A 12672-nucleotide genomic window follows, 5' to 3' on the forward strand; every position below is an offset into this window, starting at 1 on the left:
TTTTTTTTCAGCAAGCGTAGGTTAAAAAGGTGAGTATTTTCGGCTTTTGCTACCCGAAAAATCACTCTTACTATTGTTTTTGCCACTGACTCTGTAATTCCTATTCCTCCTGGATTCACCGATTCTGTTTGCTTCGTGGTGACAAACGGAAATTCTGGCTCCTCCTCTGAAAAAAAAGACTTTCCATACGCAAGCCCTAATTATTAATTATTAATTATTAATTATTAATTATTAGGTAAGCATTCAGCTATTAGCAATTAGCTCTCAGATCTCAGCTTTTTAATGCAATGAATGAACCAAGTATTTGCTTAACTTCTACTACATTTTGAACAAAGAATTGAAGCACAAAAACAATGAGCTTAAATTGTCCACTAAAGGTAATAAAGCTGTTTGCGCAACATTCCGTAGGAATAGCTGACCGCTGACCGCTGTTTGCGCAGCATTCCCCAGGAAAAGCTTACATTAGTTGTAATTATTATGGTAAAATACTCTTTGACTCTTACAAACAAAAATACTAACCAAATATCTAGATATACTCTAGACTTAGAACAATATTATGAAAATCAGCCTGCCAGTTTTTTTACCCCAATAGTCTGCAATAAAATTAGAAATGAACTACAAAATCAAGGTAGTTTTCATATTAATGATATGTACTTAAAAATAATTATTAAAACATGGATTCAAGATATAAAAGAAGGATATAGAGATAGTAATATTGTTCTAGATTTACCTAAAATTAATCATCGGAATATTAACAGTCTCAAAGAATCAGGAAATCAAGAAATTACCCAACTTATTTATCCAGACTTATCTGATATAGAACCAAAAATTGGTGCCTTACCCCCCCTAGACTTTTCTTAAAGTAAGAAAGAAGGAAGGAGCAAGAAGGAAGAAGGTATTTAGCTTGAGACTGTTACTAAACAAAAACATCAAGTTAAAAATTATCTGGTAGAAAAGAAGTTAAGAGGTTGTCTGAGAAGTCCCATTTGCTACATCCAAGCCCCCTAAATTCCCCAATTCTGGGGGACTTTTAGAAGCAAATTGACTCTTCCCCCAAAGTTAGCAGGGTTGTTTCAAAGTATTGTAAATTAAGGATGCGCGGGATAACAGGAGATTAGGGGGTATTAAAACAATAAAATTTGCCAAAATTTGCCGATTTTTCAGCCAATGAACGTCTTTAAGCTCTGAGAGAATATTTGGTTCAACGCCACTTAAAAGCCTCCATCACCGTGTCTCCGTGTCTCCGCGTCCCCGCGTCCCCGTGTCTATCGAGAATTAAACAGCCCTGTCCAAAATTGGGGGGCTAGGGGGGCAAAATTCAGTATCAAAGAACTTTTCAGATATCCTCTAAAATAAATTTATTTTTTGATAAAAATTATGGCTATTAGTTGTAATGTATGTTTCTACGATAGAAATTCTGACAAAAATCAATTTTGCGAAGTTTGTGGCTCAGAAATACAACCATCAATTACTTTGTTTGAAACAGCAGAGAAAGGAATTCAAGAGGGAGAAAAAAAAACTGTTTTACAAACAGATGAACAGCCACTAAATTTTAATCAAAGTATTAATCAAAAGATTAATCAAAATATTAACAATAATCCTGTAAACCCACAAGTTCACACAAATATTCAAACTAGCTCACCTCCAACTCTAGAAACTACTAAAAAAGCAAATATTTTACCTACAAATTCTGCTAACCCTACTGTAATTACTGGAACAATTGCTAAACTTATTCCGAAACAAGTAGGTTCCCCCGTACCAGAATTTATTATCGATAGTAACAACGCTCTGATTGGCAAATTTGACACGAATATCGGTCCTGTAGAAATTGATTTAGATGGATTTTATGGAGATGAAACAGTTTCTTCTACCCATGCAGAAATCTATTTTGAAAATAATCAATGGCAGATTAAAGACATGGGTTCTACTCATGGTATTTATATTAAACCTGTAGGTAAAACTAGATTTGGATACAGGATGAATAAACCAGAAATATTAAACTCAGGAGATGAAATTGCTATAGGTAAAATTCGATTACTATTTCTGATTATTTAATTTAGAAGTCAGGAGTCAGTAGACATCTCCAGAAAAGAGGGAACAGGGAACAGGGAACAGGGAACAGGGAACAGGGAACCCACCCCTCGCCCCTCCCCCTCCCAGGAGGGGAATAATTGATAATTTCTGGGTAAGAATTGATTTTATTTTTTATTATTGGAGATGTCTAAAAGTCTTATGGGTGAGGGTAGGAGACAGGAGACAACCCACCCCTAACCCCTCCAGTGGAGGGGAAGACAGGAGACAGGAGGAACGGGGTACTTAGAGGAGGTAGGAGTAAGAATTGTAAGAGTGATTTTTCTGCCATAATCATCCCAAAATACTAGCTTTATGCAGCTCTTTAGACCGAAAACAGGCGCTGCGTACTTCCTCCCGTCATTTTTTAGGTTTTTAGTTCGTTCAATTTTGTCCGAATAGTTTCGACTCGTTCGCGGTTAACACCTAAATCTGATTCTCCTAGACGGGAAGCTGAACGTACTTGAATAGCATTAGCATCTTCGTCTACATAAAATTCTACATCATCCACAAATCCCATAATTTTAGTCGTAAACTCAGCATACAAGTAATTTTTATCCTCCTCAACAATATTAGTCCGAGGCATAGATGCAATTATTTGTTTGAGGTTAGCGATCGCTGTTTCTGGATTATTAGAGTCATAGCTCAGAGAAGGTATACCATGTTCTGCATCCTGACTGTAACTACTGACACAGTTTGGACTATTGGGGCAAGGTGCTAGTCGTCCAGAATATACCCCTAGATTATCGGGTCTGGTGCCAGCAAATAAATTTAGTTTGTCAGAGGCGGCATTAATTCCGACAACAATGGCAACTGTTACTAACAAAAAGAGGGTAATGTATAACATTTTCAAAAATATATTAGGAGATTTTTTTTCTGTTGTTTCCATAGTCTATCGGAGAATAATGTGATTGAACTGGCTAATATAATAGCAATTAATCTATATCTAAACCCAAAATTTTATGACTGACGAAAAGCAAGCAATATTAACAGCAAATCAAGCCTTTTATCGAGCTTTTGAAAAACGGGACATTGAAACTATGAGTTCTATTTTGTCCAAGGGTATTGATACAGTTTGCATTCATCCAGGTCGTAATGCCATTCGTGGTTTTGAAAATATTCGGAATTCCTGGGATTTAATATTTAAAAATACTAATTATATTGAAATCGATCTTGATATTGTGACAACGGAAATTAATGGAGATATTGGTTATGTTATTTTGATCGAAAATTTGATGCAAGTTATTGGAGGTAGGAGAACTAAAACTAAGTGTATTGCAACAAATATTTTTGAGCGGATGGGTGGAAATTGGTATTTGATTCATCATCATGGTAGTCCATTGATGAGCTAGGGTATTTCTGAGGAGTCAGGAGTCAGGAGTCAGAAGTCAGAAGTATTGATTTGTAATTGTTTTAGGATTTTGTAACCGATCAGTTATACCAATTTTAAAAAAGAATGTTACGAATAATAAGTGCGATAAAAAGATTTTGCAGGAAATGTCACTTTGACAAAAAAGAGCATTTACGAACTGAAAACTGGTATTAAATCTATTCATTCTGGCTTCTGAATTCTGGATTGCTGAATTCTAAGAAATACCCTATCTATTTGTAGCAAACATTTATCAAATTGGCATTATTTCCACCATCCTGCACTAGGGTATTTCTTAGGAGTCAGGAGTCAGGAGGGAAGTAAGAAGGAAGAAGGAAGAAGGGAAAATCTGGCACTGTCTGAGTTTGAAGCTTTTGATTTGTCCGCGCCGTTTCTTTCCACCTTTATAATTTTTCAAGAGCAGATATTGTCTCCATTTAATATCAATTTCATAACATCAGGACTTACGCATAAGGTAGGAAAAATGCGGAGCAAAACGTTCCTACTGCTGACTACCAACTCCTGACTCCTTATCTAATTTTCTTCCACAATATCGAGGTCTCCGTGGTAATTGAATATCCAATAAATCAGCCACATTACACTTCAATCTACCTGCTGTTTGTTTATTTGGTTCTATATACCCAAAACCACTACTAAAAAACTTTTGCTGATAAGAATAAATTGCTTCTATCCATTGTTTTTGTGCTTCTAAATATTTCTCTGGTTCTCCTAAAAGTTCATCTTCTATCGCTCCAGCATACTGAAGTTTTATATCATTTTCTAGAATTTGCTTAATTGCTTGAATAATTTTTAAGCGTGCGTCTTCTGATGTAACTACTGTTGAATTTTGAGATAATATTTCTGTCTCTAGTTCCCGGACTATTTCTCGAATTACACTGCTAGTAGTGGGAAATTTTTCTAGTGCTTTTTCCATTTTTACTGAGGAAATTATACTAATAGTATTTGTTGTTTTGTCGGTTAATGTATCTTCGGAAATAAGTGGATTTTCATTGTTTTTTTGTTCATAAATACTGTCAGTATTAAACTTCCTTACCTGATATCCTAAAACAAAAGATAGACCATGAGAAAGCAGTAATAAAAAAGTTACTGCTACTGGTAAACCATACTTTTTGAGAGAAATATTCATTCTGTCGGAAACAGTTAATTCTTGTTGAACATTTAACCCAAAAATTCTAATTTCATCAATTGACTTTGACTTCGGAAATGCTGATGTAAATATTGATTTTGGTACTTTTCCATTACTAAGTTGATGAAAATATGCTGCTAACTCATAATCGGGTAGTTGAGAAAATAGCTCGACAAAAGGTTGATAATAATTGCAGCGATCGCGATGGCGCGTTCTAGTTTTATCATGACGATATTTCAAGTGGAAAATGAGTTTTTTCCAAATAGTATTTCCATAAATTAGTTCCTCTATTTCTTGGTCAATACTTATGTTTAATAAATTGTTTCCCACATACTCTAAATCGTGGCGAACTTGTTGTGTAATTGTACTAGAATACGTTGACCATAAACTACTTTTGGTTTTTAATAGCCAACAGAAAGCTGAAACAGATATTTTTTTTCCTAATATTTGAGAGAAGGTGTCATTCATTCCTGCTGCAATTAATGGGTCTAATAATTTTTGATAATTTTTCAGTTGAGATTGTAATTTTAGAGATATTTTTTGTTTCTCATCTTCTTTTTTTCCATCTCCAGTAATATTTAACCAATTCAGATATTCTGGTAAAGTTTCGGGAATAAAAATTGCTCTTAAAGTTAATAACCTAACCATTTGAACATTAGCATTTCCTTGTTTAACAGCATTACTCGCCCCCAGATTATCAAACAGGTTGTTTAAATATTTTGATGTAACTTGACCATTCTGTAATTTTAAAATTAAATTTTCTACCCATTCTTGTTTGATTTGAGAACCACTAATTAATCCTTTAATTGCTGTTTCTATAGCTGCTTCATCTATATTTGTTGAGATATTTTCCCTGGAATTTTTTATCATCTTTGTTTGTCTTTGCGCCAGGGTTGCTGCTACTTCAGTATTAGCAGGATGAATAATAATAAATTGTTCTGGTCGTTCAATTGCTTCGACATTATAAGCCCATGATATAGGTAGATCCTTGGCTTTAATCTCAGCAATTTTATTAATAATTTGTAAGTCAGATAATTCAGTGGGAATTATTACAGGTACAACTTGACTACTCAGCCAGTTTTGCCATTCTGTGGGTAAATTTACTTCTAATTTTTTAGTGATTTTATGTTGATTTGGTTTCCCAATTTCTTTAGTTTCAGATGGATTAAATATCGGATTAATACCTTGTTGTTGTTGAGTATTTATCCAGTCTAATATTTGCCAAATCTTATCTTTACCAGTGCAGAGAAAATAACGATGAAAAGAGGTAGAACGCCCATATTCATCTTGACCAGTAGTTACTACAGCAACTACTGAATAATCTGGTTCTTCATTACTTATACTTAAGATAACTCGCCCGACAAAAGTAGGTTCTTGACTATTACGATCTTTGCTAACTTCAAAGCCTTTATTAGCAATGGCTCTTCCTACAGAATGGGGAACTTGAGGCAAGGTTAAGTTCATATATTCCCCTACTTTAAATCCCCGAGAAATCCATTTACCATCGGGTAATATTTCGGGAATTATACCTGTGCTGAACTCGTGAATTTCAATAATTTCCATTTGCTGATTTGAGGAAGGTGTTAGGTTTTATATCTTATATAATGTCCGGTTGAATAGTTATAATTAAAGCTTGTAGTAGGGCTTTAGTCCTAATACCAATTTGAAAAAAGAATTTTACAAATAATAAGTATGACTAAAAAACTTTACAGGAAACCTATATTTGACAAAGCGGTTCGACCCCGCGACTACGCCAGTCGCAAGGGAACGCGTACCAAGATAAAAAGAGAATTTCCGGTCTAAAAACTGGCATTGAAGCTATTCATTCTGACTTCTGAGTTCTCACTCCTTACTTCTAAGAAATACCCTAGCTATTTGTAGCAAACATTTATCAATTATAAGATAGATATTTCAGTTGCTCAAGCCCTACTACGAACAAAAAATTTTCTTCTTTTCCTCCTCTTTCTTCTTCCTTCTTCCTTCTTTCTTCTTCTTTTTTCCCTCCTGACTCCTGACTCCTGACTCCTGACTCCTTAATCATTATCTAACTGTGAATTACGTTTGCCTGTACAAATCCAATAAATAGGAGAAACTAAGCCAAAAGGTCGCCATTTTTTCGAGTCTTCTAATACTGATGCTACTCCACCACGGCCTCGATAAATTTGCTGAGAATTTGGCTTATAATATTTATTTCCTGTAACCCCAAAAGCAGAAGTTGTAAAATATTCCACACTACCCATTCCCAAATTTTGCCAAGATTCTAATCTTTCAAAAATAGTAGGAAACCGTGCCTCTACTAAAAATTTTGGTCTATTTCTATTTACCCATAAATCAGCTAATTCACACTTAGTTAAAACCAAAGCAATACGCCGTTTTTCACTAAACAAATCTCGACCTGCTAATGCTACTAAAAGTTGATCGACTCCTCTGGCATATTCTAGGTCTTTACGATGAGTTGTACCATCAATCATTAACATAATTCCCGTCGCTGGAAAACAATCATTTAAGTAATCTCTAAGTAATTGAGAATCTGTTTGCTGAAGTACATCGCTGAAAAATTCTCCAGAATAATCTTTGCAACTAATATCTAAATTCAAAACAGTATTCGATCGCCTCAAATTATCTTCTGGTTTGAGAATAATTCTTAAACTATAATCCTTAATTTCTAAAACATCATTAGCTAGACGAGTTTGTTCAATTTGTAACCCTGACTCTATAAAATTTTTTGCCTGCTTAATCAAATATTCTCCATCTTTATTTGCTGGAGTAACTAATTCAACAGGACTAGAAACATCAGCATTTGGCCACCTAGCTAAAGCTGCCATATAAGTAGTTTTACCAGCAGCGCGATCGCCTATTACTCGTAAAATGCCAGAACAATTTTCTTCTTTTAAATTCTCATTAATTCTGGTCTTTAATAGGGAGTTAAACATTCTTTTTTACCGAAAAATTGTGGTTTCAAGCCTCTCCTTTTAAGCTATCCCTTATAAGGAACTCCTGAAAACCTTGTAGGAAGTAGGGGAGCAGGGGAGTAGGGAGCAGGGGAGTAGGAAGGAAAGAATCATAGTAGATAGGAAAAACTACTCAAGTTATCAAAAAAATGTACTTTTTCATACCCTTTTTCTCTGACAAAAACCTTTGAAAGACTTATACATAACTTGTCTATTTTGTCAATATTTATGTTAAGAAAGATGTTTATAAAGCATAGCCTTTTAAGGGGATAATAAATAAAAATTTTCCTTTGAGTCAACCTCTTATTTTTAAGGAGAGGTAATAATTAATAATTAATTATTAACTATTAATTATTAATTATTAATTATTAATTGTTTTACCTTGACTTAACCAATACAGGGGTGAAACTATGCCATAAGGTTTCCATTTCAAAGGTTCCCGTAAAATTGAGTGGGGACTTCCTAATTCATCAGTACGATTTGGACGGGGGTCATTTCGTTGTAGAACGCCAAAAGTAGATATAGCATAAAACCGTAAATTTTGCTGAGGAATACGCTTTTGTAAAATACTGGTTGTTCTTGGTAAATGTACTTTAAATATGTCTAATTCTGGGTCTAGACGACCAGGCCAAATTTCTCCTCTTTCACATTTACTCATTGCTATAGCTAGACGTAAATCTTGGGAGCGGTCGCGCTGATCTATTAAATTAATAAATCTCTCCATCACATTACTATAAAATATGTCGCTTCCTGGCTCCCATTTATGGAGTAAAATTAGACAACCGACATTATCTTTGATTAGACATTCATCGAGAAATTCTTGATGTAAAGGATTAGAAATACCTGTTTGTAATTCATTAAAAATCTCCCCTGGATAATCCCGTACTACTAGATTAATTTCTTCTGGTTTTTTTTGCCACCAACGCTTGATTTCTATGTGGAAAGAATACAAAGGTAAATCATAGAAACTTTTGATTTTTATTCCATCAATAATAGTCGGTTCTAAAGAAGCACCATTGAGAATAATTGTTTCAGCTTTATTAGCTAAATTTTGAGCATCGTTAGTAATAGCTGTAATTTGAAAATTTGGGTGACTTTTTTCTGGCCAATAAGCTAATCCTGCTAGATAAGTGGTCTTACCTGCACCCGTAGGTCCAATAATACAAATATTCCCCATTTTTTTGATTAAATCTGTGTTTACTATATAAGCATTTCCTGCGGAATGCTGCGCAAACAGCAGTCAGCATTTCAGCACTTCCCTACGGGATGCTACGCAAACAGCAAATAATGAATAATTCCTTCTAAGGTTGAAGGGGCGTATCTTGGCAGTAATATCAAGTCTCATTAAGAACGCCATAATAAATTAGCTATCTTTAGTCATCTAAAGATGACTTCTGCTTTGAGCCAAGAAATTTATTTCTTGGCGGATGACTATATAAGCAGTCAGCAGTCAGCATTTCAGCACTTCCCTACGGGATGCTACGCAAACAGCAAATAATAAATACAGGACTTACGCAAAGGCACTATTTATATAGTATAAAAACTATTGCCCAACAGTTTGTAGCACTATATATAGCGTATCTGCGTAAGTCCTAAAATAATTCCTTTTAAGGTTGAAGGACTGTACCTTGGCAGCGGATGACATGGCTCGTCAAGGATTGAAATCCTTGGCTAATAGTTTAAGTCATCTGAAGATGACTAATGACAAAACTTTCACTTCTTCCTTCTTACTTGTTTTGATCACGGGAGCAAGATGCTCCCACTGGCTATACTTATTGCTTCTTTATTCCCTATTTCTTCTTCCTTCTTCCCTCTTCCTTCTTCCTTCTTTTAGGCTCGCCAAGCTCGTCAAGGATTGAAATCCTTGGCTAATAGTTTAAGTCATCTGAAGATGACTAATGACAAAACTTTCACTTCTTCCTTCTTACTTGTTTTGATCACGGGAGCAAGATGCTCCCACTGGCTATACTTATTGCTTCTTTATTCCCTATTTCTTCTTCCTTCTTCCCTCTTCCTTCTTCCTTCTTTTAGGCTCGCCAAGCCAAGGATTGAAATCCTTGGCTAATAGTTTAAGTCATCTTAAGATGACTAATGACAAGACTTTCACTTCTTCTTTCTTAGTTATTTTTATCACGGGAGCAAGATGCTCCCACTGGCTATACTTTTTGCTTCTTTGTTCCTTCTTTCTTCTTTCTTCTTCCTTCTTTTAGGCTCGCCAAGCCAAGGATTGAAATCCTTGGCTAATAGTTTAAGTCATCTGAAGATGACTAATGACAAAACTTTCACTTCTTCTTTCTTAGTTGTTTTGATCACGGGAGCAAGATGCTCCCACTGGCTATACTTATTGCTTCTTTCTTCCCTCTTTCTTCTTCCTTCTTCCCTATTCCTTCTTCCTTCTTTCAAACTAAATAACTAGCTAAATAAATCCAAGGTAATTCTAATAAACTACGGTGATAAATACTGGTAATAAAACACCGAACCGATAAACCAGAACGACTACTATTTATTTGCTCCAATTGTGATTTTAGTGGTAAAAAATAACGATTAACCACATAATTATGACGTTGCAGCCAATTCATAGTAGAACCATGAGGTAAATAAGCCAATTTAGCAATTTCTTGCTCAAGATTACAATCAATTAAATCAGCTTTATTCAGACATATTACAATACGTCGAGCTTGAGGACAATCATAAATAAAAAACTCAGTCCAACGATTAAATCTATTGCACCATTGTTGCTGAGTAATATAATTTTCCTGCTCAATGTGAGGCTGTAAAATTTCTCGATAAGGAGGAACAATTAAAAAAATACCTTCACTTTTACCCACTGTTCCTTTAAAATCTTGCCATTCATTAATATGCTCAGATTGCCATGACCTACGAAATAATTCCCCAGGAGAATCTATCCAATCTACAGAAATTTTACTAATACCAGTAGAAAGTCTAACTTTCACATCCAAAGAACGCTTTTCAATACTTTGAGTAGGTTTAGCAGTGCCATCTAAATTAAGTAAATTTGCCTGGAGATTTTGATAATTTTGATTGACTAAAGAAACCTGGACATAATTTCCTTGGGGATTGGCCAATTCTAATGCGAAATGAGTTTTGCCGACGGCGCGATCGCCTATATAAACTACTCCCATTTTAGAGTTAAGAAGTTAAAGATAATTTCAACAATTAATAATTAATAATTAATAATTAATAATTACCTCTCCTTGAAAAGAAGAGGATTGACTCAAAGGAAAATTTTTTTCTTTTTTCCCCTTAAAAGGGGAGGCTTTAAACCACAATTTCTCGGTAATTTGGGCATTATAAATCTGTCTGACCAAAAAATAAGGTCTCAAGCCTCCCCTTTTAAAGTAGAGGTACTGATAACTGATAACTGAAATGACTCCTCCATAAATTTTTCATATTTGTAAAATTACTCGTGCCAAGTTGAAATAAATCAAAACACCGAGAACATCCACAGCAGTAGTAATAAAAGGTGCTGACATTAATGCCGGATCTAACCCAAATGAACGAAACAGGAATGGCAAAGACGAACCAGCAACAGAAGCCAAAATTGAGATTGCCAGCAAACTTACACCCACCGTCACTGACACTTCTAAATTACCATTAACAATAAACAGGAAAGCCCAAACTGTTGCTAACAAACCGAGAACACTCCCAAGTATTGTACCAGCAGCAGCTTCACGCAGAATCACTCTCAACGGCCCAATTTTCCAGATTTCATCGGTATTCATACCCCTAATTACAACAGTGGAAGACTGCGCTCCTACATTCCCTCCAGTACCAGTCAACAATGGAATAAACGCTGCTAAGGCAACTACTTTTTGCAGAATATCTTCCTGCGCTGTAATAATTCCACCCGTAACACTATTTGTCAGCAGTAACACAAATAACCAGACTACTCTTCTACGAGCAGCAGTAAATAGATTTACCTGGAAATAGTTATCACCTTCAGACTGCACCCCACCTAAAGCATAAATATCTTCGGTAGTTTCTTGTTCCAAAATATCGAGAACATCATCAATGGTAATGATACCAACCAGTCGTTCTTCACTATCTACTACTGGTATTGCCAGAAAGTCATAACGCTTAATAATACGAGCAACTTCTTCTTGATCAGTACCAGTTTCCACGCAGACAAAATCACGACTCATAATTTCGCTGATAGTTTGGTTTAGTTGAGCAGTGACTAAATCTCGCAATGACAAAATACCTGTGAGATGACGGTTAGTGTCAGTGACGTATAGAGAATAAACTGTTTCGGTAACGTGAGCTAATGAGCGAATACGTTCTAAACTTTGAGAAACTGTATATTCTTCTTTAAGAGAGATGTATTCCGGAGTCATTATCCGTCCTGCTGTTCCAGAGTTGTAACCCAGAAGTTGCGCTGTAGCTTGGCGTTCGGCGGGGCTGAGTAGACCTAATAAACGCCTGACAACGGTAGCGGGTAATTCTTCAAATAGTTTAACACGGTCGTCAGGTGACATTTTGTCAACTATATCTATGACTTCTTGGCGTTTGAACTTTTCGCATAGAGACTGTTGTACGCTGGAGTCTAGTTGTTCATAGACTTCGATCGCCTCACCTTTAGAAAGCAAGCGAAATGCTATGACTTGCATCGTTTCTGGTAAACCTTCGATCGCTTCGGCAATATCGGCGGGTTGTACAGGAACTAACATAGCTTTAGCTCCAGATAAATTATCTTGTTCTAGTAGAGCTTGAAGTTGCGATCGAACTAACTCCCGTAATTCTTGACGAGAAATAGTAGCTATGGAAGAGGATGAATAGTTATTATCTTCAGTCAAAGCTAACCCTCCTAATATATAGATTCCTGGATCTAGTTTAGAGGCTAAATGCACTTTTTGCTCGTTACAGCGCGTAGCGCTAGGGAATAGGGAACACCGAATCTGGGAATAGCAAACTGTAAAAGGGTTTCAGGACTGAAAAATGTCGGCACCCAATTCTTGTAGTGCTATATCAAGTAATATCATGTCCGGTTGAACAGTTATAAATAAACTATGAAGGAGTCAGGAGTCAGGAGTCAGGAGTCAGGAGGGAAGAAAGAAGAAGAAGGAGAAAGTTTTTTTATCACTAATTATACGGACATGATATAATCATAGATAATA

The 12672-nt window shown here is 35.6% G+C and carries 10 protein-coding genes; 3 read left to right on the forward strand and 7 right to left on the reverse strand.

Going from position 1 to position 12672, the window contains the following annotated elements:
• The first annotated feature begins 477 nt into the window (after positions 1–477).
• A complete protein-coding gene (locus F6K54_RS28545) occupies positions 478–861 on the forward strand; it encodes a hypothetical protein (protein WP_293085232.1) in 384 nt (127 codons plus the stop codon).
• Positions 862–1377: 516 nt separating this feature from the next.
• Entirely contained in the window at positions 1378–2055 is a 678-nt protein-coding gene (locus tag F6K54_RS28550) for an FHA domain-containing protein (RefSeq protein WP_293085235.1), read from the forward strand.
• A gap of 382 nt (positions 2056–2437) precedes the next feature.
• On the opposite strand, the gene F6K54_RS28555 is transcribed toward F6K54_RS28550, so the two are convergent.
• Positions 2438–2959: a DUF1499 domain-containing protein gene (locus F6K54_RS28555; RefSeq protein ID WP_293085238.1), complete on the reverse strand. Its 522-nt coding sequence runs from the start codon at positions 2957–2959 to the stop codon at positions 2438–2440.
• Between the two features lie 73 nt (positions 2960–3032).
• On the opposite strand from F6K54_RS28555, the gene F6K54_RS28560 reads away from it, so the two are divergent.
• Entirely contained in the window at positions 3033–3422 is a 390-nt protein-coding gene (locus F6K54_RS28560; RefSeq protein WP_293085241.1) for a nuclear transport factor 2 family protein, read from the forward strand.
• A gap of 519 nt (positions 3423–3941) precedes the next feature.
• On the opposite strand, the gene F6K54_RS28565 is transcribed toward F6K54_RS28560, so the two are convergent.
• The 6 genes from F6K54_RS28565 to mgtE form a co-directional block, all read right to left on the reverse strand.
• Positions 3942–6149 (reverse strand): hypothetical protein, encoded by a 2208-nt coding sequence (locus tag F6K54_RS28565; protein ID WP_293085244.1) that lies wholly within the window; start codon positions 6147–6149, stop codon positions 3942–3944.
• Between the two features lie 328 nt (positions 6150–6477).
• On the reverse strand, positions 6478–6627 hold the full coding sequence (locus F6K54_RS28570; RefSeq protein ID WP_293085247.1) for a hypothetical protein: 150 nt from the start codon (positions 6625–6627) through the stop codon (positions 6478–6480).
• The gene (locus tag F6K54_RS28575) at positions 6620–7519 is read right to left on the reverse strand and encodes a hypothetical protein (RefSeq protein WP_293085250.1); all 900 of its coding nucleotides are present in this window, start codon (positions 7517–7519) and stop codon (positions 6620–6622) included. The genes F6K54_RS28570 and F6K54_RS28575 overlap by 8 nt, the downstream gene beginning before the upstream one ends.
• Positions 7520–7898: 379 nt before the next feature.
• Positions 7899–8714, reverse strand: a complete 816-nt coding sequence (locus F6K54_RS28580) for a hypothetical protein (RefSeq protein WP_293085253.1) — start codon at positions 8712–8714, stop codon at positions 7899–7901.
• A 1222-nt stretch (positions 8715–9936) separates the two neighbouring features.
• A complete protein-coding gene (locus F6K54_RS28585; RefSeq protein ID WP_293085256.1) occupies positions 9937–10680 on the reverse strand; it encodes a hypothetical protein in 744 nt (247 codons plus the stop codon).
• A 264-nt stretch (positions 10681–10944) separates the two neighbouring features.
• Positions 10945–12351: a magnesium transporter gene (gene mgtE / locus F6K54_RS28590; RefSeq protein WP_293085259.1), complete on the reverse strand. Its 1407-nt coding sequence runs from the start codon at positions 12349–12351 to the stop codon at positions 10945–10947.
• Positions 12352–12672 lie beyond the last annotated feature (321 nt).

This window comes from Okeania sp. SIO3B5, assembly GCF_010692555.1.
Taxonomy (GTDB): domain Bacteria; phylum Cyanobacteriota; class Cyanobacteriia; order Cyanobacteriales; family Microcoleaceae; genus Okeania.

What these genes read in the sequence shown, in the direction of transcription:
- F6K54_RS28560 (WP_293085241.1), top strand. Translation starts at nt 3,033, where the DNA reads ATGACTGACGAAAAGCAAGCAATATTAACAGCAAATCAAGCCTTTTAT.
- F6K54_RS28550 (WP_293085235.1), top strand. Translation starts at nt 1,378, where the DNA reads ATGGCTATTAGTTGTAATGTATGTTTCTACGATAGAAATTCTGACAAA.
- F6K54_RS28575 (WP_293085250.1), bottom strand. Translation starts at nt 7,519, where the DNA reads ATGTTTAACTCCCTATTAAAGACCAGAATTAATGAGAATTTAAAAGAA.
- F6K54_RS28545 (WP_293085232.1), top strand. Translation starts at nt 478, where the DNA reads ATGGTAAAATACTCTTTGACTCTTACAAACAAAAATACTAACCAAATA.
- F6K54_RS28565 (WP_293085244.1), bottom strand. Translation starts at nt 6,149, where the DNA reads ATGGAAATTATTGAAATTCACGAGTTCAGCACAGGTATAATTCCCGAA.
- F6K54_RS28570 (WP_293085247.1), bottom strand. Translation starts at nt 6,627, where the DNA reads ATGATTAAGGAGTCAGGAGTCAGGAGTCAGGAGTCAGGAGGGAAAAAA.
- F6K54_RS28585 (WP_293085256.1), bottom strand. Translation starts at nt 10,680, where the DNA reads ATGGGAGTAGTTTATATAGGCGATCGCGCCGTCGGCAAAACTCATTTC.
- F6K54_RS28555 (WP_293085238.1), bottom strand. Translation starts at nt 2,959, where the DNA reads ATGGAAACAACAGAAAAAAAATCTCCTAATATATTTTTGAAAATGTTA.
- F6K54_RS28580 (WP_293085253.1), bottom strand. Translation starts at nt 8,714, where the DNA reads ATGGGGAATATTTGTATTATTGGACCTACGGGTGCAGGTAAGACCACT.